This is a genomic window from Tenacibaculum sp. MAR_2009_124 (assembly GCF_900105455.1).
Taxonomy (GTDB): Bacteria; Bacteroidota; Bacteroidia; order Flavobacteriales; family Flavobacteriaceae; genus Polaribacter.
Genome location: NZ_FNSF01000005.1, coordinates 71126 through 96626, shown reverse-complemented (window position 1 = coordinate 96626; position 25501 = coordinate 71126). Strand labels below are relative to the sequence as shown.

General features: G+C 32.8%; 16 protein-coding genes. 5 read left to right on the top strand and 11 right to left on the bottom strand.

The window, feature by feature from the left end:
- Nucleotides 1-491 precede the first annotated feature (491 nt).
- From BLW23_RS23220 to BLW23_RS11325, 3 genes are all read left to right on the top strand, one after another.
- Entirely contained in the window at nt 492-1094 is a 603-nt protein-coding gene (locus BLW23_RS23220; RefSeq protein ID WP_176829803.1) for a helix-turn-helix domain-containing protein, read from the top strand.
- Between the two features lie 87 nt (nt 1095-1181).
- Complete coding sequence (locus BLW23_RS11330; RefSeq protein ID WP_093669912.1) at nt 1182-2447, top strand: S41 family peptidase; 1266 nt, start codon at nt 1182-1184, stop codon at nt 2445-2447.
- A 164-nt stretch (nt 2448-2611) separates the two neighbouring features.
- On the top strand, nt 2612-4954 hold the full coding sequence (locus tag BLW23_RS11325; protein WP_093669910.1) for a trypsin-like peptidase domain-containing protein: 2343 nt from the start codon (nt 2612-2614) through the stop codon (nt 4952-4954).
- 381 nt (nt 4955-5335) lie between these two features.
- Here the strand turns inward: BLW23_RS11325 and BLW23_RS11320 are convergent, their stop codons facing one another.
- From BLW23_RS11320 to BLW23_RS11275, 10 genes are all read right to left on the bottom strand, one after another.
- A complete protein-coding gene (locus BLW23_RS11320; protein ID WP_176829802.1) occupies nt 5336-6355 on the bottom strand; it encodes a serine hydrolase domain-containing protein in 1020 nt (339 codons plus the stop codon).
- A gap of 225 nt (nt 6356-6580) precedes the next feature.
- Nucleotides 6581-7894: a Fe-S cluster assembly protein SufD gene (sufD, locus tag BLW23_RS11315; protein ID WP_093669906.1), complete on the bottom strand. Its 1314-nt coding sequence runs from the start codon at nt 7892-7894 to the stop codon at nt 6581-6583.
- A gap of 65 nt (nt 7895-7959) precedes the next feature.
- Entirely contained in the window at nt 7960-8712 is a 753-nt protein-coding gene (gene sufC / locus BLW23_RS11310; RefSeq protein WP_093669904.1) for a Fe-S cluster assembly ATPase SufC, read from the bottom strand.
- Between the two features lie 73 nt (nt 8713-8785).
- Nucleotides 8786-9148: a four helix bundle protein gene (locus BLW23_RS11305; RefSeq protein WP_093669902.1), complete on the bottom strand. Its 363-nt coding sequence runs from the start codon at nt 9146-9148 to the stop codon at nt 8786-8788.
- Nucleotides 9149-9214: 66 nt separating this feature from the next.
- Nucleotides 9215-10663 (bottom strand): Fe-S cluster assembly protein SufB, encoded by a 1449-nt coding sequence (gene sufB / locus BLW23_RS11300; RefSeq protein WP_093669900.1) that lies wholly within the window; start codon nt 10661-10663, stop codon nt 9215-9217.
- Nucleotides 10664-10689: 26 nt separating this feature from the next.
- Nucleotides 10690-11019, bottom strand: coding sequence for a HesB/IscA family protein (locus tag BLW23_RS11295; RefSeq protein ID WP_093669898.1), 330 nt, complete (start codon nt 11017-11019; stop codon nt 10690-10692).
- Nucleotides 11020-11134: 115 nt separating this feature from the next.
- The gene (locus BLW23_RS11290) at nt 11135-12193 is read right to left on the bottom strand and encodes a cytochrome-c peroxidase (RefSeq protein ID WP_410529752.1); all 1059 of its coding nucleotides are present in this window, start codon (nt 12191-12193) and stop codon (nt 11135-11137) included.
- Between the two features lie 31 nt (nt 12194-12224).
- A complete protein-coding gene (locus BLW23_RS11285) occupies nt 12225-12983 on the bottom strand; it encodes an MbnP family protein (protein WP_093669896.1) in 759 nt (252 codons plus the stop codon).
- A 44-nt stretch (nt 12984-13027) separates the two neighbouring features.
- A complete protein-coding gene (locus tag BLW23_RS11280; RefSeq protein WP_093669894.1) occupies nt 13028-14350 on the bottom strand; it encodes a hypothetical protein in 1323 nt (440 codons plus the stop codon).
- A 2-nt stretch (nt 14351-14352) separates the two neighbouring features.
- Entirely contained in the window at nt 14353-15798 is a 1446-nt protein-coding gene (locus BLW23_RS11275) for a choice-of-anchor B family protein (RefSeq protein ID WP_093669892.1), read from the bottom strand.
- Nucleotides 15799-15939: 141 nt separating this feature from the next.
- Here BLW23_RS11275 and thiL point away from each other — a divergent pair, with 141 nt between their 5' ends.
- On the top strand, nt 15940-16986 hold the full coding sequence (gene thiL / locus BLW23_RS11270; RefSeq protein ID WP_093669890.1) for a thiamine-phosphate kinase: 1047 nt from the start codon (nt 15940-15942) through the stop codon (nt 16984-16986).
- Nucleotides 16987-17230: 244 nt separating this feature from the next.
- On the top strand, nt 17231-17701 hold the full coding sequence (lysM, locus tag BLW23_RS11265) for a peptidoglycan-binding protein LysM (protein WP_093669888.1): 471 nt from the start codon (nt 17231-17233) through the stop codon (nt 17699-17701).
- A gap of 51 nt (nt 17702-17752) precedes the next feature.
- Here lysM and BLW23_RS11260 read toward each other — a convergent pair whose 3' ends face one another.
- On the bottom strand, nt 17753-25501 hold the full coding sequence (locus BLW23_RS11260) for a non-ribosomal peptide synthetase (protein WP_093669886.1): 7749 nt from the start codon (nt 25499-25501) through the stop codon (nt 17753-17755).

The following is a 25501-nucleotide window of genomic DNA, read 5'->3' as shown; positions in this document are numbered from 1 at the left end:
AGTGAAGCTATATGAACCTAACTTTTTTGGAAATTTTTGTCCTTATTTCTATTATTCATTGTTTTTTATTGGGAGTTGTTATTTTAACGTCGAAATTATTAAGAGGTCAAGCCAATTTTTATTTGGGGATTTCCCTTGTGATATTAGCTATTGTAGGTGTAAATAATTGGTTTTGGGATATAGGAAATAACCCTTATATCATACGTTTTTTTGACCTTTTCTTATGGCAATTTTTATATCCAACTACGCTTTTTATATATTTTCTTTTGGTAACGAAGAATGGTCATTTTAAGTATCCTTTTAAATGGCTTTACAGTCCTTTTATTGTCCTAACATTTTTAAATATAATTGTAACATTTCAAAACCTTTATGGATGGCTTAATATCCCTTTCCTAACGAAAGATACAATTGAGGTTTTCTACCAATCGGTGAGTTTTTTGTCAATAATTTATCCTTTAACATTATTCCTTTTGTCTTTTAGAATCGTCTTCTTGAAAAAAACAAAAGATTATTTCTTTTGGATAAAAATATTTTGGGGGCTTTTTTTCTTAATTGATTTGTATGGATCTTATTTGGAATTAGGAAGATTTCTTGTGGGTGAACGTAAATCGTATACGTACTTATGGGCAGCTTTTAGCGTTGTTGTCTATTGGATGATCTACATAGGTTTATATAAGTTTAAATTCTCTAATGAAAAATTTGAAATTAGAAAGTATGTAGAAACTACTAAGTATTCAAGTATTGAATCGAATGGGGCAAATGAATATCTAGACAAGTTGATTAACTTATTAACTTCTGAAAAAATATATTTAAACGCTCAACTTAATAGAGAAAAAGTGGCTGAGATGTTAAATATCAGCCCAGGATATTTATCACAAATTTTAGGTAAAACAGAATACGAAAACTTATCTAAACTTATCAATCATTATCGTGTAGAAGAAGCAAAACTCTTATTGAAAAAAACCGAATTTAATAATTACAGTTTGGTTTCTGTGGGGTTAGAAGTTGGTTTTAATTCAAAGTCCACTTTCTATAATACGTTTAAAAAGGAAACAGGATTAACACCAAATGAATTCAAAAAACAGGTTTTATAGGTGTTATTTTGTTAGGTTCTAACATTCTTGTACTCTCTAACTTTCATGACACCATAGGTTTGCACAAATAAACCTAAAATAAGTAAAATGATTAAGGAGTTAGTAAAGAGTTTGTCAATGCTAGTAGTAGTAATTATGACAGTTCAGTTTTCCATGTTTTCACAATCGAAAATGGTTAATGATTGGTTAACAGATATTGATGTTTATCATAAAAACCTAGAAGAAAAACACATTGATCTTTATAAAAATATTTCTAAGGAAGAATTTGAGCAAGAATTGTCTTCAATAAAACGAGGGCTTCATGTGAAAAATCAAATGGATATAATTACTGACTTAATGCGTTTAACTAGAAGGGTAGGAGATGGTCACACTTCCGTTTCTCTTAGCGCTATCAAAAAGCATGTTTTTCCTTTCGAACTATATCGGGTAAATGGAGAATGGAGAGTTGTAAAAGCTATTTCAAAATATAAACATTTGTTAGGTAAAAGACTGTTTAAAATTAGAGGAATAAATGTGGGAGAGGTCGCTAAAAGAGTTTCAGAAGTAGCACAATTTGTGGAGAATGAGCATTCGAAAATAGTGCGAACTGGTCAATACATGACAATTTCAGAATTATTACTAAATCTAGATGTAATTGATAATTATCAAAGGATTGAATTGACCTTTTTGAATGATAGTAATCATGAACTTGAAGTTGTTGTTGAGGCCATTGATAGTGGAGATTATTATAAAAGAGAAAAAGAAGTATTAGAAAGAAAAGCAATTGGTGTAAAAAGACCAAGTGATGCTAAGCACAATTTTCTTTGGTATAGTTCTTTGGAGTCCCTGTCTGCTGTATATATAAGGTTTGAGAGCTATCCGTCATTTGATGAGATGAAAGCCTTTGGAGCGACTGTTTTAGGTTATATTCAGAAGAACAAAACCAAGCGATTAATTATAGATCTAAGAAATAATGGAGGAGGAGATTTTTTCGTTGGAACGTTTTTAGCCTATTATTTAAACTTGGCGGATAGTATCGATTGGAAATCTGGAGTTTATGTATTAACAGATAAAGTTACGTTTTCAGCGGCAACAAGTAACGCTTCTCAATATCGACACATGTTAAATGCTAAAATTGTAGGCGAACCCACGGGATCTAATCCAACAGGCTATCAAGATATGGGGCAATTTATACTTCCAAATTCAAAATTAGTAATGACATACTCAAAGAGGTTATTTCGATTTCAAGAAGCGATTACAGAGGGAGTGCAACCGGATCAGGTTATTCATTATGAATGGAAAAGTTATTCTAAAGGAGAGGATAATATGCTCGAATGGATTTTTAATGATATAAGAGAAGAAATTGGTAAGTAAAGAGAAAGGCTTAATAAATAATAACTTAGGTTATGCTGCGGTTATTGTAGGGTTTAGTAAGTTTTTCGTAAATAAAAATCTAAATTTTAACATTAATCTTGTAATATATATTGATTATTAATAATTTAGCTATCAAATATTAACCAATAAAAACCCTTCTAAAAATGAAAAATTACTTTTTCAAAATGGTCGTTATGACCATGATTTTTTTGTGCGCTACAACTATAAGTGCTCAAAAAATTTTCAAGATTGGAGATGAATTTGACTCCGATATTAAAGTAACTAAAACTTATCAAAAGTTTAGAATAGCGAGTTCTAACAAATCAGGAAAAGAACTGGTTTATCAAAAAGAATTTTATTCGAAAAATTCATCTTACATTAAACTTTATTTTAAGAATTTTGATTTAGCTCCAGGTGATCATATTGAGATTACAGGAAATAAATCAAAAGAAACCATTATTTATGGTGGTAAAGGAAAAATCGTTGACGATCAAATGACGATGATTAGTGATTTCTGGTCTAAAGTGCTTTTTGATGATAAAATTGTATTAAAGCTTTATTCGTCAGGAACAGCTGGAAGTCATAATGGATTCGAAATAAGCAAAGTGGCTTATGGTTATAGTGAAGAAAAAATTATGAGAACAGTGGCTTCTCAAACCCGATCAATTTGTGGATCTGATAATAAAGAGCGTATTGCATGTTATCAGGGTACTCAAATGTTTGAAAAAGGTAAAGCAGTTTGTCGCTTATTAATTGGAGGTAGTTCTCTTTGTACTGGATGGTTATTAGGAAGTGAAGGTCACTTAATGACTAACAACCACTGTATTGGAACAGCTTCAAGAGCGCAGAACACCGATTTTATCTTCAATTACCAACATCAGAGTTGTACCGGAAGTACATTAGCACAGCAAGATGTAGTGGCGTCGTCTGCTACCTTTATTAAAACGAATTCTTCTTTGGATTACACTTTAGTAAAGTTACCAAGTAACCCAACAAATACTTATGGTTACTTAAGTTTAAGTTCGGCAGTTCCTACTTCAGGAGATAGAATTTATATTCCTCAACACCCAGGAGGAAGAAGAAAGGAAATATCTGTGAATACTGATACAGATGGAACAGCAGGAGGATTCTCTAGAGTTTATCAAAGTTCATCAGGGTCAGGTCAGCAAGTAAGATATTATGCAGATACTGAAGGAGGAAGTTCAGGATCACCTGTACTAGATTATAACTCTAATTTGGTTATTGCAATTCATAATACAGGAGGATGTCCTAATGGGTCATATGGTAGAAGTGATAATTTAATTAGTGCAATCGGTAACGACATGCCAACGAACGGAGTTGATAACTCTGGAGGCGGCGGTGGCGGCGGTGGAGGAGATCCAACGTGTGCTAGTACTGTTTCGGCTTTTCCGTATAATCAAAGTTTTGAAAATACGTTAGGCAACTGGGAACAAAGTACTTCTGATGATTTTAATTGGGCTACACGTTCGGGATCAACTCCATCTAGAAATACAGGACCTTCAGCTGCGAATGCGGGATCATATTATTTATATGTTGAGTCGTCTTCACCTAACTATCCGTCTAAATCGGCAATCGTTAGTTCTCCATGTTTTGATTTAAGTCAAGCTACGAGCGCATCATTTACATTTGACTATCACATGTATGGAGCTACTGGCATGGGAAGTTTAAAATTAGAAGTTAGTACGGATAAAGGTGCTACTTGGAGTACTGCTTGGCAAAAGTCAGGAAATCAAGGAAATTCTTGGTTGTCTGAGTCAGTAAGTTTAAATAGCTATGCTGGAAGTGAAGTTAAATTAAGATTTAACGGAACTACTGGATCTACTTGGCAAGGAGATATGGCAATTGATAAATTAGCATTATCTACCAATGGTTCTGGTGGAGGCGGTGGAGGAAACTCTGCGGTAACATTGAGTATCACACTAGATAATTATCCTGCGGAAACTACTTGGGAAATTAAAAATAGTTCAGGAGCTGTTGTTAGTTCAGGAGGGCCTTATTCAAATGCAGACAAACCAACCGTTACAAAAAACGTAACATTAGCAAATGGATGTTATAGCTTAGTGTTTAAAGATTCTTACGGAGACGGTATTTGCTGTAGCTACGGAAACGGTTCTTATACACTTTCTAGCAGTACAGGTGCTACTTTAGCTTCAGGCGGACAATTTGCGAGCTCAGAAACGAAGAGTTTTTGTGTGGGAGAAAGTGCTAATGAAAGTATTGTAGAGAAGTTTGTGCCAAGAACGCAAGTAATTGATGATTTAATGATTTATCCTAACCCTGTGCAAGGTGCGTTAAGTCTTAAGATTCCGGAAAGAGAATTAACGGGAACATATAAGATTGTAAACGTAACAGGAGCAGTTATTAAAACTGGTAAATTGTCGAACAATATTTTGGTGAATCAAATGCAAGAAGGAGTATATATTTTAGAAGTTACGACTGATAAATCAACATACTCTAAGACTTTTGTAAAAGTAAAAGAGAAATAAAAACAAGTATAGTCTAACCAAAAGTTAGAGAGTAACAGAACAGCTCGGAGATTTCTCCGAGCTGTTTTTTTATGACGAATGAAAACTCTGAATTTCTAGCTAGAGATAACTATTGAATATTCGCAGATGAGGTCAGAATCAAAGCTCATTTAATTTTTTCACTAAGGAGTTCTTTCTCTATAAAAGCAGCTCTATATTATTTATCTTTATATTGTGTAAAAAATACTTGCCTTGTCAATTAAGGGAATGATCGTTTTTTGTTTAAGAATCTATATCAGGTCAGATTCTATGTTTATCATAGGCAATGGAATATTAGAAAAAATGCCGATAAATTTAAGAGGTAATTTTCCTTTTGCTGATGGCTTCAGGATGCTTGATTAACTATTTAGCCCACATGTTCTTTTCAATATTCTTGCATAAATTTGTGATATCGTATTCTGAATTAGCAAATACAATGATTCCTCTTTTTTGGGCAACATCAATAAAAATTTCTGTTCTTGCTCCTAAATCAGCGCCGTTGTGATTGTAATATAAATGGTTGTTGATAGCTGTTGGGAACCATGTGTAATAACCTTGATGAGAGATTTGTGGGTTTGGAGTTATTTTGGAGGTTGTTTTATGCTCTAGAATAAATTTTTTATTATTAGAGTTTAGGTATTTAACCCAAAGTTTTGAAAAGTCTGAAATCGAGGTTCTTAATTGGCCTCCAGGGTAATCTGGATAGCCGTTATGTCCTTTGAATTTTAAACCGGAGTGATCTTTTACATAGGTTTTCGCAACCAATGTTGAATCTAAGTTTCTCAGAAACCAGCTTGTGTTATGCATTTCAAGTGGCTTAAATATATAAGTTTGACAAAATTCTTCATATTTCATCTCTGAGACAATTTCAATAAGCAAACCTAAAAGAGCGTAACCAGTGTTTGAGTAAGCAAAGGATTTATGATTTGAATTACTTTCGAAATGTTTGGTCTCATAAAGTTTTCCATCCTCATTTAAATATTCTTTTAAAAATAATTTTAAATCAAAGGGTGAGTCACCTTTGGGGTTTTCCCAATATGTTTCATATAGATCATAATTATCCCGAATCCCTGAGCGGTGATTTAGTAACTCTCGAACTGTTATCGTTTCATTTGGATAATGAGGGTTTTTAACCTTAAAAGGTAGATAGGTGTTGATGTCGGTGTTCAAGTCGATTCTTTTAGATTCTACTAGTTTGAAAACAGCCAAATTGGTGACCGTTTTAGAGATGGAAGCGATATGAAATGGAGTATGTATTGAGGCTTCGTAATGTTTTTCTATATCACTGAAACCATTAGTACTTAAATGAACTAATTTACCCGCGTCTATTACGCCTATAGCTAATGCAGCGACATTGTCGGATTTCATTTCGTTCTGAATCAAAACATCAATTTTAGATAAAGTTTGGCCGCAAGAAATATGGAAAAAGAACAGTGAGTAGATTAATATATTGAATTTGGTCATTAGTAGTATATAGTCGTTGATTTTATTCTCGTAAATATAAATTTTACTGGGTGTATTTCCTATGAAAATGGGGCATTAAAAATCAAAAAAGCCTGAGTCAATTTAACTCAGGCTTTCAGTGTTTTAAAGTAATTCTGGTTGGTTTTATAAATCAAAACCTATATTAACTCCTAGCTTATTTGCTATAATTTTTGTAATTCTTTTCTTTACTTCTGGTATCTTAACACTTTCCAATACTGTATTGGCAAATGCATACATTAATAAAGCTTTTCCTTCTTTTTTAGGAATACCACGTTGTTGCATATAAAATAAAGCTTGATCGTCTAACTGACCAATAGTACAACCGTGAGAACATCTTACATCATCCGCAAAAATCTCTAATTGAGGTTTCGCATTGATCGTAGCTTTATCACTAACTAAAACGTTGTTATTTTGTTGGTAAGCGTTGGTTTTTTGAGCTTCTTTCTCAACAACTACCTTACCGTTAAACACACCAGTTGATCTTTCATTATAAATACCTTTATAATCCTGATGACTTTCGCAATTAGGTTCTATATGATGTACTAAAGTATGATGGTCAACATGCTGCTTTCCTTCAATAATCGTAATACCTTTTAAAATAGAATCAATTCTTTCTCCTTTTTGGAAAAAGTTTAAGTTGTTTCTAGTAATGTTTCCACCAAAAGAAAAGGTATGAACAGAACAAATACTTTCTCTTTGTTGCTCAATATAAGTATTGTCTACTAAAGAAGCATTTATATTATCATTCTGAATTTTATAATAGTCAACAGTAGCATGAACATCCGTATAAATTTCAGTAACACTATTTGTTAACACAGGGTTGTCAGTCAAACTTTGATGACGTTCAATAATTTGAACATGAGCATTGTTATCAACAACAACAAGGTTTCTTGGTTGAACCATTGTTGCATCTTCCTTTCCTGTGGTGAAATTTATAATTTGAATAGGTTTTTCAACTTCTACTCCGCGTGGAATATGAATAAAAGCTCCTTCGCTAGCAAAAGCTGTATTTAAAGAGGTTAGGTTGTCCTGCTTAGCAGCCTTATTAAAATAGTTCTCAATAATCGGCTTATATTTCGATTTAGAAAGTGCAGCAGACATTAAGCATACATCCATTCCATCATGAGTTGTTTCTGATAGAAAGGAACTATATTTCCCATCAATAAACACAATTTTATAGCTATCGATATCGTGGATAAAATACTTTTTTACATCTGCTAATTGAATAGCGATGTCATGCTCAGGAAAAAGACTATAATCTTCTTTTAATACTGAATTTAGAGAAGTATATTTCCATTCTTCTAATTTTTTCGAAGGAAAACCAAGTTCTTCAAAACTTTGTAGTGCTTTTGTTCTAATTTCATGTACATCAGTGTTGATGTCTCTTTCATTTTCAAAAGCTACGTATGATGATAATAATTTTTCTTTTAACTCCATTGTTGATAGTTGTAATTTCAAAGGTTAAAGTTTACTCACTAGTCGAGATGTAAATTCTAACATTATTAACTATTCACTTCTTCTTTAATCCAGTCATATCCTTTTTCTTCAAGCTTTAAAGCTAAAGAAGCATCTCCTGTTTTTACAATTTTACCATCGTGTAAAACGTGTACATAATCAGGTACTATATAATCTAACAAACGCTGATAGTGAGTAATAACTATTACCGCGTTATCTTTTGATTTTAATTTGTTAACTCCGTTAGAAACAATTCGTAAAGCATCGATGTCTAAACCAGAATCTGTTTCATCTAAGATGGCTAATTTAGGCTCTAACATGGCCATTTGAAAGATTTCATTTCTTTTCTTTTCTCCACCTGAAAATCCTTCATTTAAAGAACGAGATAAAAACTTACGATCAATTTCTAGTAATTCAGATTTTTCACGAATCTTTTTAAGCATGTCTTTAGCAGGCATTTCCTCTAAACCTTTTGCTTTTCTAGATTCATTGATAGCAGTTTTAATAAAATTGGTTACAGTAACACCAGGAATTTCAACTGGGTACTGAAATGATAAAAATACTCCAGCATGAGCTCTTTCTTCAGGAGCTAATTCATCAATATCTTCACCTTCTAATTCAATAGAACCAGAAGTTACCTCATACTCTTCTTTACCAGCGATAATTGAAGATAACGTACTTTTTCCCGCACCATTTGGTCCCATGATTGCATGAACTTCTCCAGCTTTAACTTCAAGGTTTATTCCCTTTAAAATTGCTTTGCCCTCTACTTCTGCGTGTAAGTTTTCTATTTTTAACATTTGTATATTCAGTTTAAAGTCTATAGACGAAAGCTAAAAGTCTTTATTTTTCTTACGACTAAAAGCGACTTGTCTAGATTGAGTTCTTTAAATATTTTATTAATCCACTAATTGTTTTTGAGATTTCAATGACTTTACTTTTTAATTCATTAAAATCATTCTCACTAATATATTTTAAATCATAACTCAAATATAATTGAGAACGAATCTCGCCAGCTGATGCTTTTGCTATATAAAGGAAATGAATAAATTCTTTGTCAGTATTTCTTTCAAAACCTTCGGCAATATTTGAACTTATAGAGACAGATGCTCTTCTAATCTGCCTTCTTAAATCATTATCCTTATCAAATTTAAAATTATTGGTTGCATCATAAATAAGTTGATTAAATAATCGTGATTGCTTCCAACTTTCAATATCTTCAAAGGATTTTATCATGTTTTTATTAAAATATATGAGCTTTATGTTTTCCGTCTTTCGACCTTAGCCTTTCGACTTTATAATTTATCCAACACTTCCTTCCAATGATATTTCCAGTAATTTTTGAGCTTCAACAGCAAACTCCATTGGAAGCTTATTCAGAACTTCTTTGCTAAATCCATTTACAATTAATGCTATTGCCTTTTCAGTATCAATACCTCTTTGGTTACAATAGAATAATTGATCTTCTCCAATTTTACTGGTAGTAGCTTCGTGCTCAATTTGAGCCGTTTTATTTTTAACTTCAATGTATGGGAAGGTATGAGCTCCACATTCATTACCCATTAATAAACTATCACATTGAGAGAAATTACGAGCATTTTCAGCACGAGAATTAATTTGAACGAGTCCTCGATAGCTGTTTTGAGATTTACCTGCAGAAATACCTTTGGAAATAATGGTAGACTTGGTGTTTTTACCTAAGTGTACCATTTTAGTTCCTGTATCCGCTTGTTGGTAATTATTAGTTACTGCAATTGAGTAAAACTCTCCAACAGAATTATTTCCTTTTAATATACAGCTTGGGTATTTCCAAGTAACTGCAGAACCAGTTTCAACCTGAGTCCATGAAATCTTAGCGTTAGTTTCGCACAGACCTCTTTTGGTAACAAAGTTAAAAACGCCTCCTTTTCCTTCTGCATTACCAGGGTACCAGTTTTGTACAGTAGAATATTTTATTTCAGCATCATCTAAAGCAATCAACTCAACAACGGCAGCGTGCAGTTGGTTTTCATCTCTACTTGGAGCGGTACATCCTTCTAAATAAGAAACATAACTTTCTTTGTCGGCAACAACTAAAGTTCTTTCGAATTGACCAGTTCCTCCTTCGTTAATTCTGAAATAGGTAGATAATTCCATTGGACAACGAACGCCTTTAGGAATGTAGCAAAAAGATCCATCAGAGAAAACAGCTGAATTTAAAGCAGCATAGAAGTTATCTGTAGTTGGTACTACTGTTCCTAAATACTTTTTAACTAATTCAGGATGCTCTTGAATAGCTTCTGATATGGGCATAAAAATAATACCCTTTTCAGCTAAAGTTTCCTTAAAAGTAGTTGCTACGGAAACAGAGTCCATCACAATATCAACAGCAACATTAGCCAAACGTTTTTGCTCGTCTAATGAAATACCTAACTTTTCAAAAGTAGCTAGTAACTCAGGGTCAACCTCGTCTAAGCTTTCTAATTTTGGTTTTTGTTTAGGTGCTGAATAGTAAGATATATTTTGAAAATCAGGTTTCTCATAGTTTACATTAGCCCATTCAGGCTCCTCCATCTGTTCCCAAACCCTAAAAGCTTCTAAACGCCAATCAGTCATCCATTCTGGCTCGTTTTTCTTTTTAGAAATAGCGCGAACAATGTCTTCATTTAAACCATTCGGAAACTTTTCACTTTCAATATCTGTATAAAAACCATATTCATACTCTTTGGTTTTTAGTTCTTCTCGTAAATCGTCTTCAGTATATTTACTCATCAGTTATTAATGTCTGTTTGTTTTTTTTATAAGGAAAAGCTTTCGCCACATCCACAAGTTCGGTTAGCGTTAGGATTGTTAAAAACAAATCCTTTACCATTTAAACCGCCTGAATATTCTAAAATAGTGCCAACTAGGTATAAGAAACTCTTTTTGTCAACAATGATTTTTACACCATTATCTTCAAATAATTTATCTGCTTCACCATGTTTTTTATCAAAGTGTAAATCATATGATAAACCTGAACAACCTCCACTCTTTACACCAACTCTAACAAAATCGTTGATAGCATCAAAGCCGTCTTCAGTCATTAATTGAATTACTTTCTTTTTTGCAGTATCTGAAACTTTTATCATATCTTAAATAGATTAAATCCAAATCAGCTACAAAGATAGTGACAAAATATGATTTATATCATTTTTTAGAATGGATATAGTCTATTTCGCCATAAACAAAGTCGATATATATGTCTTAATTCATGAATTCAGGGTTGTTTACAAAACTTGGGTCGCTAAGAGTAAGAAGAAAAGCTTTTAAAGCTGCTTTATCTTCATTAGATAAATGCACGCCTCCTTCGTGTACTTTTTTCATTAACGGATCTACCGTTGAAGAGTTTTGCAATCCTTCGGAATAATGGTTAATCACCTCTTCGATAGTAGTAAATCTACCATCATGCATATAAGGAGCAGTATAAATAAGGTTTCTTAGGGAAGGTGTTTTAAATTTTCCATTGTCACTAGGATCACCGGTTACAGTTCCGAGACCTAAATCCGTAAAGTTTGAGTCAAGACCGTTGTTGTGGAATTGGTTGTCTGTCCAAAGCGGATTGTGTTCACTTCCATGACAATGGAAACAATCGCCTTTGTCTTCACGTATAAATACGTCAAAACCATTAAGTTCTTCTTCTGATAGGTTGATGTTTCCGAGTAAATAGTTGTCAAATTTTGAATTGGCGGAAATTAAGGTGCGTTCAAATTGAGCTAATGCTTTCGTAACAAATGTAGAGTCTATTTTGTTGGTGTTGAAAGCTTTTAAAAATAGTTCGAGATATTCGTTATGCGCTTGCAGTTTTTCGGCAACTATTTTCCAGTCGTTATGCATTTCAATGGGGTCACGTACTGGAGAAAATGCTTGTCTTTCAATGCTTAGTTCCGAACCATTCCACATAAATCGTTCGTCAAAATTCCATGCTAAATTAAATAAGGGCATTGCGTTCCTATTGCCGGGTATTCCATCAACTCCAAGGCTAAATTTTAAACTGTCAGAAAAGGCATTTTGAGGATTGTGACAACTAGCGCAAGATTGAGAATTATCTTTTGACAGTATAGTGTCAAAAAACAACTTTTTACCCAAAGAAATCCCTTCTTCCGTTAAAGGGTTATTTGAAGGTACTAAAGGAGCAATTAATTTCTGTTTTAGAATATCCGGAACTTCTAGCTCCACTTTTTTTGGAGTATACACTTGCATATCATTGCTTGGAGAAGAGCAACTTAACATAATTAGTGCAAGTAGTATTCCTAAATATTTCAATAGTGCATTTGTTTAATTGTGTTCTATTCAACTATTCTGTAACTCCTCCTAAACGAAAAACATTTTTTCCATTATCAGACATGTCTAATTGAGCATCAAAATTCATCATTAAATCAACACTTCGTTCATTTAAATCCCAGGCATGAGGGTTTTTAAACCACTCAGCAATATTCATTTGTATTTCAACGGTTGCATTGTTTTTTAAGGAAATACTCCCTAAATTTAATTTAAAGGAGGTGTCTTTTAATGAATCGTTTGCCGAATTATAGGCTTTTATAGTATGATAAAGATAAGGGTTGTCAGCTCCTACAGAATCCTTAAACTTACCTTCAAGTTGTAAAAAGTGATATCCTCCTGGTTTCTCAGCAGCAACTTCCCAGTTTGCCGTGTTTAAATCGGGGTAAGCTCCTGAAATATTATCGTTATCGTCAAACCCGAATGTAAATGACAAATTGTAGATCCCTTCAGAAATTGTTTCAGGAAGTTCATGAATTAAATTGTTCTCTAAAGTATCAAGCGTAACTAATTTGTAACCATCAAATTTAATAGTGTCGTTATTACTTTTTATTAAGTTAATTCTTGATATTAAATATCGGAGACGTTCAATACTTATTTTGTTTCCTTTTTGATTTTCAAAATTAAATTCTTCAAAATCGCCCGCATCTACCGAAGTACCATCCCAATTATGAGTGAAGCTAAACTTAACCGAAATTTGTTTAATAGGTTCGTCATTATCTGCACTACAGCAAAGTAAAAAAAATGATAAAAAAATGATCGCAAATTTTTTCATGAATAACTAGTTATTTTTTTATGTAAATATACACTATAACGGTTTTACTTAAGTTTTACTATTAATATATCTGAAAACCCTTTATTCTCTAAGATATCTTTATCATTACTTGTGCTCTCACCAACACCTATTATTGTGCCATCAAGAAGTTCTGTAGCATCAAAACAAAAATCGATGTTCGATCCTCCAATGTTTTTTTGCCAAAGGATATTTGCTTGTGAATCAATTTTTAAGAGCCAAGCATCATTTTGTCCTTTGTTTTGAATATTCCCAAAGGTACTTCTAGTGCTGCCTGAAACTAAAAAGTTACCATCGCCCATTTGATGAATTGCATTTCCAGCATCAAAATTGTTTCCACCGAGATTTTTTTGCATTAATAAATCTCCTTCATCGTTAATTTTAACAATACATAAATCTGCTCCACCAGAATTTTGGACGATATCTTGATCATTACTTCGACTATTTCCAAGAATAAGAAAATTGTTATTACTTGTTTTAACAATGGCTTTTGCTTCGTCAATTTCAGAACCTCCAAAGTTTTTATTCCATATGAGGTCACCTGTACTGTTAATTTTAATTACCCAAAAATCATAAGTTCCTTTATTGTTAAGAACATCCACATCTGCACTATCAGAGGTGCCAGCAATAATAAAATTACCATTTTGAGTTTCTACAATTCCCGAAGGAGTTTCTGTAAAAGTACCACCATAATAACGACTCCATACAACAGTTCCTGAATAGTTTAATTTGATCGCCCAAAAGTCGCCACCAGCATGAAATGGCCTTGAACTTGTATTTCCTTCGCCACCTGAGGCAGTTACATCCAATTCGCCAGAAGCTAAGAAACCTCCATCGGAAGTTTCGATAATTGCTGTTCCGAAGTCTTTTCCAAGATAACCTAAGGTTTTTTTCCAAGTGATGTTCCCGTTTGAATCTAGTTTTAGAATCCAAAAATCTTTATCACCTGCATTCTCACTTACATCAATATCAGAGCTTTCTGAATAGCCAATTACAGCAAAACCTCCATCGGAGGTGCTAATAATTTTATCGCCTCTGTCGTCATCGCTCCCTCCATATGTTTTTATCCATTCTAATACATCGTTTTGAGAATACTTGATAACAAAGAAATCGAAGCTATCGTTTGTTTTCGATGAAAAATCTAAGTCATTGCTTTGAACATAGCCAAGAATGGCATAACCACCATCGTTGGTGAAAACGACGGATTTCGCTACTTCATTTTTAGAGCCACCGATGGTATTTACAAAGTCTATTTCCTCTAGAAAAACAGAAGGAAGTTCAATAGTTTTTTTGTTACAGCTTGTTAGTAATAGAAACAAAGTGCTGAAAAATAGTAGATTTCGTGTCAATTTTAGTTGTTTACTATTAATTTTTGCGCTGATTTATTGTTTATTCTTATGAAGTATATTCCTGATGAAATACCGCTTATGTCAATTTCAAAATCATGATTATTGATATCTTTAAAAGAAAGAACTTTTTTACCTAAAATTGAAATAACATCAATGGTTTCAATGCGACCTTTGTTAATGGATATAATTGGATTTACATCGGTGGGGTTTGGATATATTTTTATAGCTGTTTCATTGATTTCATCAGAATCAGAATTTAACGTACCGCTTTTTTTAACGATAAACATTCCTCTATTAATATCATTGATTACAATGTTTCCGCTTTGGAAGTATGGGTAAACGCTCCAAACACCTCTAAAAGATGTGTTGTCATTTTCAGGATGCGTGTCAAAATATCCAATTTCCGTCATTGGATTTGATGTTGATGAAATGTTCGAAATATCTAATACTCGCATACCTGCAGTGTAACTTGACAAGAAAAATTCATTTTCTTTAGTATACCCATTATGGTCTATGGCTCCGGTTTCTCCTAAATAAGTAGAAGACAGGTTCGGGGTATCTAAATCTTGGAGGTCAAAGATTAAGGTTCGTGTATTCATTCCATAATTTCGTTCATCCGTTTCATCACCTAAAATAAAGTAACGATGATCTTCGGTAAACCATCCTTGGTGTGTATATCCAATTTGAGGATAGTTAATATTTGAAATTCTTACTACATTATTTTTGTCAGTAACATCGAGTACTACAATTTCATCTTCATTGCTACCAATATAAATTTCCTTGCCTTGATGTTCAGTGTCAGGACCGTTGTAGGTGATGACTTGTGCATCATGAGAGTATCCATCTGTTTGATAATCACCTAAACTTGTTGGATTAGTAGGATTCGAAATGTCGATAAAAATAGGGCCTCCTCCATTGGTACTTCTACAGCCAACTAAGTAGGCGACTCCTTTATCTTCATTGATAACAATATTATGGCAGCTTCCAACACCGGTATAAATAGCATCAGCGGTGAAATTTTGCTCAGAAGTTACACCACGAAGCCTTCTTAAGTCAAAAACCTGCATTCCATGTTCTCCAACGATGTCAGCTACAATAAATGCATGATTGTTATAAACTTTAATATCTCTCCAGGAGTTGTTTCCTGCATTAGAATTTAACCTGCCAAGAAAAATAGGATTTACAGGGTCGCTAATATCAATAAAAGCAGTACTGTTTGACATGCCCGCAATAGCGTATTCTTTATTAGTTGTGCTGTCTGTCCATCCCCATATGTCACTAGAGCTAGGTGAACCATTGGAATTAGCAAGTGTTGAAATCGGAATAAAAGCCATTAGATCATAATTGCTACAAGGATAGTCTCCTGCCATACCATTACTACAAGTTGTTTGAGAATGAATAACTGTTATTGACAATAAAAACGAGATAAAAAAGATTTTTTTAAGCATGCCGTATAATTTAGGGGTGTTTAACAAATTTATAAAATATTGAAATACAATACGAAAAAGATTTTTGTTTCTAGTTTTAATATAGGAGATTGACATATAATTACACTGTGTTAATTGTTGAGATATAAGTATCTTTGCAGCATGTTAGAAAATAAAAATCAAGATAGAACGTCTCTAGCGTCGTTAGGTGAGTTCGGATTAATAGATCATTTGACAAAACACTTTTCGTTGAAGCATGCTACGTCAGTGAAAGGAATTGGTGATGATGCAGCAGTATTGGAATCTTCTGAAAAACAAACAGTAGTAACCACAGATTTATTGGTTGAAGGAGTGCATTTTGATTTAAGTTATATGCCTTTAAAGCATTTAGGATATAAAGCTGTTATGGTAAATTTATCGGATGTTTATGCGATGAATGCGGAGGCTGAGCAGATTACTGTTTCTATTGCAGTTTCTAATAGGTTTTCTTTAGAGGCTATAGAGGAGTTATATGCTGGAATTCAATTAGCATGTAATACATATAATGTAGATTTAATTGGAGGTGATACAACTTCTTCTAATAAAGGAATATTAATTTCAATTACTGCTATAGGAAAAGCAACTAAGGAAGATATTGTTTATAGAGATGGAGCGAAACCAACGGATTTAGTTGTAGTTTCAGGAGATTTGGGTGGAGCCTACTTAGGATTGCAGGTATTAGAAAGAGAGAAGCAAGTATTTGAAGTAAATCCTCAGAATCAGCCGGATTTAGAAAATTACTCATATATTATTGAAAGGCAACTGAAACCTGAAGCAAGAAAAGATATTCCTAGACTTTTAGCAGATTTAGAGGTGAAACCTACATCAATGATAGATATTTCTGATGGATTGTCGTCAGAGATTTTTCATATATGTACACAGAGTAAAGTAGGTTGTAAAATCTATGAAGATAAGTTTCCTTTGGACCCACAGGTGATTTCTACTTGTGAAGAATTTGATATTGATTCAACAATGGTTGCTTTGAGTGGAGGAGAGGATTATGAATTGTTATTTACAGTTTCTATTAATGATTTTGATAAAATTAAAGGAAATCCCAATTTAACTATTATTGGTCATATTACTGAGAAAGATCAAGGATTGAATTTAGTAACACGGGCGAACCAAGAAATTGCGCTAAAGGCGCAAGGCTGGAACTCTTTTGAAGAATAAATTTAAGGTCGTTTTTAAAACGACTTTTTTTTGCACTTTTCACAAACTAACCCCTAGAGAATTATTGTTCGAAATTTCATTATTTACTGAAAATGAAAGGTTAAAAATAGTTTGTTTTTTTTGATTGAAAACTTAATAAGTTTAAGTTACGATTATGTATACTATTGCTTTATTATTTTTTGGTATAAAAATTGTATATTAGGCAAGTAGAAACATTTATTTATTAACAAAAAATCAAAAAAGAATGGGAATTTTTTCATTTATCAAAAATGCCGGTGCGAAAGTATTTGGAATCGGAAAAACCACAGAAGAAGAAGCTGCTGAAAAAGCAGGAAAATTAGTTGAAGCTGTAAATGCTTTAGGCTTGTCAGTGTCTGATTTAGCTGTAACTGTAGACGATGATAAGGCAGCAGTTAGTGGTGAAGCTACTGATTTAGCTACTAAAGAAAAAGTTGTTTTAGTAGTTGGAAATACCGAAGGGATTGCATCTGTAGAAGATAATATGACAGTTGCTGAAGTGGAAGAAATTAAGGAAGAAGAAATGGCACAGTTTCATACCGTTGTAGGTGGAGATACTTTAGGTAAAATTGCTAAGAATTTTTATGGTGATGCGATGAAGTATCCTGTAATTTTCGAAGCGAATAAACCAATGCTTTCTCATCCAGATAAAATTTATCCTGGGCAAGTACTAAGAATTCCACCATTAGTGGACTAATTAGACATAATATATGGTAAAAGAGGCTGTCTTAGACAGCCTCTTTTTTTGTTAAACCTCTTCTAGTTTTTTAGAATCTTTATGGGTTTGATACCAGAAATTAATCTTTTCTCCATAATCGAGCATCTGTTTTATTTGTTGCTCGTCTATTTCGTTCCAAGCAAACCCTAATTTGTCAAGAATGTAATCTGTTTTATTACTACATACTTGATATGGAATCACATCGGATACATCTGCATCAAAGGCGCTCGAATGTAAAAGGAAACGATTAATGAGCTCTTTCTTTTCACTATATTGGTTTAATAAGTTTTCAAAGAAATCACTCATCTTTTCTAGTGTAATCGAATATCCGTTTTTATTTGCAAAATCAACAAATTCGGTATTACTCAAAGAGTAGGTGTTTCTAATATGAAAGTTTCGATTAAACAATTCTTTCTTATTAAATACAGTTAATATAGCTTCAGATACTTTATCTATGCATGAAATCTCCATATTTTGTTGTGATTCAGGCATTGCTTCTATAGCTAGAAAAGACTTCATGCGGTTATAAAAAGCGTTGTCTTCTATGTTTCTTTGAAAACTTCCATTGGTACTGTTGAAACTTAAGTTTCCAACTCGATAAATATTAGCTTTAATTCCTTTTTGTCTAGCTTTATCTAAGAGAGTATCACCTTCTAATTTACTTTGCGTATAAAAATTAGTATGATTTTGATTTTTGTTTGTTTCTTTTTCTGTGAATAGAAATGATTGATCTGCTGAATCAATATTCTTAAACCCAGAAATACTTAGTGTAGATACGTGGTGAATAACCTTCGAAACTCCTTCATTGGCAAAAGAAATCATGGTTTCAATTGGGTATACATTGATTTTTTGAAAACTTTCAAGACTCCCATAATGTTTAGCATTTGCCGCCGCATTTATAATACTATCGACAGAATTTGTTAGTTGTTTATAAATGGCTTTATCAATCCCAAATAATGGTTTCGTAATATCGCCCGCAATAACAGTTATATTTTTTGTGTTGGGTAATTCTTCATTAAAATAGAAGGTATATAATTCTGATAATCTTTCTTTGGCGGCAGTGTTATTTTCTGCTCTTACGATTGTTGTTAGTTGTGATGAATTTTGAAGCAACAAACTTCTAAGAAGATTAATTCCTAAATACCCTGTGGATCCAAGGAGTAATAAATTATTGTAAGCTATTTCCTTTTCAAGATTCAGCGTATTCAAATCTTTAATTTTTGAAAGATACTCTTGTTTCTCAATGTTAATTTTTTCAGTAATTAATGCCTGTTGGTTTAATTTTTCGGACGGTTTGTTTAACTCTTTCTGATTTTCTAATTTTCTTAATTGAGTTATATGATGCTGGATTTTATTTTTAAAGAAGTCTTTTGAGTAGCTTATGTTTTTTGATAGTTTATTAACAGTAGGATATTTGAATAAATCATTAATTTCAAGTTTAAAGAATTCTTGAAGTTTTGCTACCAAGCGAATAGCTAAAATTGAATTCCCTCCAATTTCAAAGAAATTATCATGGACACCTACTTTTTCCAAAGCCAAGACCTCCTGCCATATTGTTGCAAGTTGCTCTTCAGTTGTATTGCTCGGAGCATGATAAGAGTCTGTAGAAGCTTTTAAAACATCAATATTCAATAAAGCTTTTTTATCAACTTTTTTATTATTTGTCAAAGGAAATTCATCGATAGTAACAAATGTTGAAGGAACCATAAAACTCGGTAAAGTAGCTTGGAGTTCTTCTTTAATACTACTTTCGTTGAATTCGTTTTTCGTAGTCATATAACAAATAAGCTGGTTAATCCCTTGATTCGTTTTTTTTGCTAAAACAACAGCCTGTTTAACTCCTTTTATTTGACTGATATGATGCTCAACTTCACCCAGTTCTATTCTATAACCTCTAATTTTTACTTGATCATCCTTACGTCCTAAAAACTCAATGGTCCCATCAGGTAACCATCGTGCAAGATCTCCAGATTTATAAAGTTTTGTTTTCTCCATTTCATCAAATGGGTTCTGAACAAACTTTTGATTGGTTAAATCTTCGTTATTTAAGTAACCTCTACCAACACCTTTACCACCAATACACAACTCTCCAATAACACCAATTGGAAGCGGATTTAAATTGTCGTCAGTGATGTAGATTTTGGTATTATGAATTGGATGACCAATGGTAACTCTGTCTTCAATAACCCCTTTAAAGATGGTAGCACAGATACTTGTTTCAGTCGGGCCATAGGCATTGTAATAATTAAAATGTTTAGAGAATTGTTTACCTAGCTCTAGAGGAATTGCTTCTCCAGCAGTAATTAAAGTTTTTACTCCTTTTAAATCTTCGATAGATAAAACTTGAAGTAATGCTGGAGGTAACGTTAAAATAGAAATTTTATGACTACTAATAAATTTTCGTAAGTAGCTAATGTCAGTTTTTCTATTTTCGTCAGTAATATATAGTTTACTTCCACTTAAGAGTGAAACAAAAATCTCACTTACAGAAGCATCAAAAGAAGAACTAGCGAACTGTAAACAATGATCTGAACTTTTTACTGAAAAAATGTCGATTTGAGATAAGAGAGTGTTCAAAACATTTTTATGTTCAATCATAACCCCTTTTGGATTACCGGTACTTCCTGAAGTATATATGATATAGGCCAGGTTTGAGGGGGAAACATTTATTAGAATTGGCAATTTGCTAAACTTGGAATTCTCTTTTTTGAATTTGTTTACGAGTTTACTGTCAATCGTGATTTTCGACTTTGAATTTTCTTTTATATACGTTTTTCTTTCCTCGGGGTAACTTGGGTCAATTGGGATATAAGCAGCCCCAGTTTTCATAATTCCCAGAATGGAAATAATAAACCATTCATTCCTTTCTAAAACGACATTGATTAACTCTTCATTTTCAATAATAAAGTTCTCAGTTAAGAAATTGGCAAATTGATTTGATTTTTCATCAAGTTTTTTATACGTAAGCTCATTGTTTTCAAAAACCAACGCTAAATTATTTGGAATCTCTTTTGCTAGTTTTGAAAAATAACCATGAAGCGTATTGTTTTCAGGGAAGACCTTATCAAAATTATTAAAAGTATTAAGTGTTAACTCTCGTTCATTTTGTGTTAAAATGGAAACATCATGAATTGATGCTTCTATGTTGTCAACAACATTTGTAAGTAATTGAACATACCCATTTAACAATCGTTGAATAGTGTCTTTTTGGAATAACTCCGTTCGGTAATTGATTCCTAAGTAGATGTGGTTATCCTTTTCATAGGAGCTTAAAGTAAGGTCAAATTTAGCACTTTCATGGTTTGTATTATATGGAGAAGCCTGAATGTTATTTAAAATCAGACCGTCCGATTCATTTGGAGTATTTTGTAGAATAAAAGCGACTTGAAATAAAGGAGAGGTGCTTAAATCTCGTTCATTTAAAACACGGTCGACGATTCTTTCAAAAGGAGCTAATTGGTGATCATAAGCTTCGAGAGTTGTTTCCTTTACTGAATTTAAGAGTTTTTTAAAGCTTAGGTTTTTACTTAAATCGCTTCTTAAGGCTAAAGTATTTACAAAGAAGCCAATCATTCCCTCCAGTTCTGCTTGAGTTCTATTTGCAATTGGAGTACCCACACAAATATCCTGTTGATTACTCCATCGGCTTAACAATACTTTAAAAGCTGATAGTAAAAGCATGAATAGAGTGACGCCTTCTTCTTTACAAACTCTATTTAAAGAATTACTTAGTTCAGAAGCTAATATGTGTTCAATACTATTTCCAGAATTACTCTGTATAGAAGGTCTTGCGAAATCTAAGGGAAGTGTAATATTAGAAACTCCATGTAACTTTTTATGCCAATATTCCAGTTGCTTTTCAAGTATACTCCCAGAAAGATATTGACGTTGCCAAATAGCATAGTCGGCATATTGCAATGTTAAAAAAGGAAGTTTCGGTTCTGTATTTAAACTTAGTGCTTTGTAAATAGTGGTAAATTCATTGAAAAAAATGTCTTTTGACCAGCCATCACCAACAATATGGTGGAAAACACAAGCGAAGACAAAGTTTTGTTCTGAAACCTTAAACAGTTTTGCTTTTACCTTGTAATCAAGAGCTAAATCGAAAGGTGTCGATGTAAACGTATCAATTTGTTCTTTAAGTGATTCATTGGTAGTAATTGTTTGTAGAGCCAGTTCCCATTGGTCTTCTGAAACTATTTTTTGATACCCATTGCCTTCTTCTGAAAGAAGCATTGTACGTAATATTTCATGTCGTGAAATAATTAGTTTTAATGTTTTTTTTAAAATTGTTGATTGTACATCTCCTTTTAGTTCAAGAATCAAAGGCATATCATATTCTTTACTTCCTTTTAATTGATCAATAAACCATAAGCGTTCTTGGTTAAAAGAAAGAGGAATGTATTTTGGACGCTGTTCTTGCTTTGTAATTGTAGGTAAAATCGTGGCTGCATCTTGCTTTGATAAGTGCTCGGCTAATTGAGCGATTGTCGAGTATTTGAAAATATCCTTAATGGCAACCTCAATTTTTAGTTCTTTTCTAATGATTGAAACCAAACGTGTTGCCAGCAAACTATGCCCACCTAATTCAAAGAAATTATCATTAGTTCCAACTTGTTGTATTTTTAATAATGTTGACCAAATAGTAGCAAGTTGTTTTTCAAGCGGGGTTTCTGGTGCAGTGTATCTGTTTGATGAAAGTAAAGAAGTATCAGGTTCAGGCAGTGCTTTTTTGTCTATTTTTCCATTTTGAGTAAGTGGCATTTTGGAAAGAGGAATCCAAACTGATGGAACCATATACTCAGGTAAGAGTTTTTTTAACTCATTTTGAATTTCTTCCTTGTTAAAATCATTTACAGAGACAATATAACTCACCAATCGATTGTTACCTTGTTCATCTTTTTTAGCGAGAACGGAACATTCTACAATTTCTTCTAAAGAAGCTAGTGCATTTTCGATTTCACCAAGTTCAATTCTATATCCTCTTACTTTTACTTGATTATCTATTCGTCCTAAGAAAATAATATTTCCATCTGAAGACCATTTTGCTAAATCTCCAGTTCTATAAATTTTCTCATTGTCTTTAAAAGGATTCGCAATAAATTTTTCAGAGGTTAATTCTGGTTTATTCAAATAACCATTAGCTAATTGATTTCCTCCGATACAAAGTTCGCCAGGAACTCCTAAAGGAACTAATTGTTGGTGGGTATCTAAAATATAGATTTGATTGTTAGCAACAGGGAAACCGATAAAAGGTGTAGTGGTTTCTATGTTGTTATTTCTATTACTCAATTCATGAGTTGTAACCACATGGGCTTCGCTGGGGCCGTAGTGATTGTGTAAAGTAACATCACTATTTTTTAAGTAATGAATCAACTCGGGAGTCATTTTTAATTGTTCACCTGCCACAAAAATATTTTTTACAGAGGTCAACTCTTCGAAATATCCTTCTGAACTAAAAAAGTTAAAGAATGATGTGGGAAGAAAAATGATGTTGATATTATTCTCTTTGATATAGTTTTTGAGAGCTAAGGCATCTTTTTTAAGTTTCGATGATATGATATGTAGCTCTTTACCTTGACTTAAACTAAAGAATATTTCTTGAAAAGAAACATCGAAACTAATACTAGTGAATTGAGTTACTTTATCTCCAGAAATAGCTGCTTCTTTTTGAAAATAGATGAGGTTGAAAAGCGCCTTATGCGACATGAGTACACCTTTAGGTTTGCCTGTAGAGCCTGAAGTGTAAATTAGATATGCTAGTTGTTCAGGAGACACATTTGGAAGTGATTGATCTGTGGTAGTTTCGCAAGCAAGCTCTGTTGATAAGATCACGACTTCAAGATTGTCATTTGTAACCTTTTCAATACATTCTTTACTTGTCAATAGTAACTGAATACCTGAATCCTGGATCATATGATCTATTCTGCTTTCCGGATATTCTGGATCTATAGCAACATAGGCAGATCCTGTTTTTAATATCGCCAAAATACCAATAATCATTTCTTCAGAACGATCAATACAAATACCTACTTTATCATTAGGTTTTACTCCTTTTGTTAGTAGGGTGTGAGCGATTTTATCTGATTTTCGATCTAGTTCGAGATATGTTAATTGTTGATTTTGAAAAACCAGTGCAGTTTTGTTGGGTGTTTGAACTACCCGTTTTTTAAATAAATCTAAAACCGTTTGATTACCAGGGTAGTTTTTTTCGTTTTGGTTAAATGCATCAAGTGAAGTAATTTTCTCACTTGGTTCCAAAATGTTTAGATTTTCAATAGGGAGTTCAATATTTTCCGTAATGCTTTTCAGTAATTCTTTAAAGTTTCTCAGAATTTGTTCAGCAGTAGATTCTTTGAATAAATCTGTACAGTATTCAATTCCTATGGTTAATTGCCCGTTTGTATTAAATACAAGAAGTGTTAAGTCGAACTTTGAGCTCTCTCTATTAATCGTATAATTTGAAACGTCAACATTTTCAAGCTTAAGATCTTTGTTTCCTTCTGGTGTGTTATTGATAACAAGCATTACTTGAAACAAAGGAGACATACTAAGGTCTCGTTGGTTACTAACACTGTCAACAATTTTTTCAAAAGGGACAAGCTGATGATCGTAGCCTTCGAGAGTTGTTTGTTTTACTGTTTTTAAAAAGTCTTTAAAGGTAGGATTTCCCTCTAAGTTGCTTCTAAAGGCTAAAGTATTTGTAAAAAAGCCTAGAAGCCCTTCTAATTCAGCCTGTGTTCTATTGGCTATCGGACTACCAATGCAAATATCCTTCTGATTTGAATATCTACTCATAAGTATTTTAAAAGTAGAAAGCATTAAAATAAAAAGAGTAACATCTTCTTTTTGGCATAATTGAAGAACATCATTACTTAAGGTTTTATCTATTTCTAAAGAAGTGCCCGCTCCATTTTTACTTTGTATAGCTGGTCTTGGGAAATCAGTTGGAAGTAATAGGTTATTGACGTTACTAAGTTGCTTTTTCCAGTAATTAATTTGTTCATTTAAGAAGGTACCCTCAACATGATTTCTCAACCAGATGGCATAATCGGAATATTGTATGTCAAGGGGAGATAAAGAAGTGGGAGTATTGCTTGAAAAACTACTATAAAGTTCAGATAATTCATTCATAAAAATCCCTGAAGACCAGGCATCGGAAGCAATATGGTGAAAGAGACAAACTAAAATATGATGGTCTTTGCTTACCCTAAATAGACAAGCTTTTAGCATAAAATCTTTCGAAAGATCAAATGGAAGTTTTGTAAACTCCTCAACATCTTTTTCTGAGTTTATGATGGATGTTTCTTTTTGTAACATACTCCATTCGTCGGAATCTGTTACTTTTTGAAAAGGAACTCCATCTTCGGATAATAGTACCGTGCGTAGTATTTCATGTCGTGTAATAATAGTTCGAAGTGATTGCTCCATAGCATCAGGGGTTAAGTTTCCTTTTAAGTTGAGCATAAAAGGAACATGATATTCTACACTACCATTCAATTGGTCTAGGAACCAGAGGCGTTCTTGACTAAATGATAGTGGTATTTTACCTGTAAAGTTTCCACTTAAATTGGTTACTTTAGGTAATGAAGTACTACTTGTTTTGACTTGATGCTTTTCTATAAAATCAATAAGTTCTTCTTTATGTTTTTTTAATAGAGAAATTAAATCATTAGCAATAGGTTTTGTCGCTTTTAACTTTAATGAGCCCTTATTAACTTCTAATTTGGCTCCGTTTTCATTTAGTTCCTTTAAAATTTTTAATATATGTAAGCTCAT

Coding starts and splice junctions, on each gene's coding strand:
- BLW23_RS11325 (WP_093669910.1), top strand. CDS start 2,612: ATGAAAAATTACTTTTTCAAAATGGTCGTTATGACCATGATTTTTTTG.
- thiL (WP_093669890.1), top strand. CDS start 15,940: ATGTTAGAAAATAAAAATCAAGATAGAACGTCTCTAGCGTCGTTAGGT.
- lysM (WP_093669888.1), top strand. CDS start 17,231: ATGGGAATTTTTTCATTTATCAAAAATGCCGGTGCGAAAGTATTTGGA.
- sufD (WP_093669906.1), bottom strand. CDS start 7,894: ATGGAGTTAAAAGAAAAATTATTATCATCATACGTAGCTTTTGAAAAT.
- BLW23_RS11275 (WP_093669892.1), bottom strand. CDS start 15,798: ATGCTTAAAAAAATCTTTTTTATCTCGTTTTTATTGTCAATAACAGTT.
- BLW23_RS11260 (WP_093669886.1), bottom strand. CDS start 25,501: ATGAGCTTACATATATTAAAAATTTTAAAGGAACTAAATGAAAACGGA.
- BLW23_RS11305 (WP_093669902.1), bottom strand. CDS start 9,148: ATGATAAAATCCTTTGAAGATATTGAAAGTTGGAAGCAATCACGATTA.
- BLW23_RS11295 (WP_093669898.1), bottom strand. CDS start 11,019: ATGATAAAAGTTTCAGATACTGCAAAAAAGAAAGTAATTCAATTAATG.
- sufC (WP_093669904.1), bottom strand. CDS start 8,712: ATGTTAAAAATAGAAAACTTACACGCAGAAGTAGAGGGCAAAGCAATT.
- BLW23_RS11330 (WP_093669912.1), top strand. CDS start 1,182: ATGATTAAGGAGTTAGTAAAGAGTTTGTCAATGCTAGTAGTAGTAATT.
- sufB (WP_093669900.1), bottom strand. CDS start 10,663: ATGAGTAAATATACTGAAGACGATTTACGAGAAGAACTAAAAACCAAA.
- BLW23_RS11285 (WP_093669896.1), bottom strand. CDS start 12,983: ATGAAAAAATTTGCGATCATTTTTTTATCATTTTTTTTACTTTGCTGT.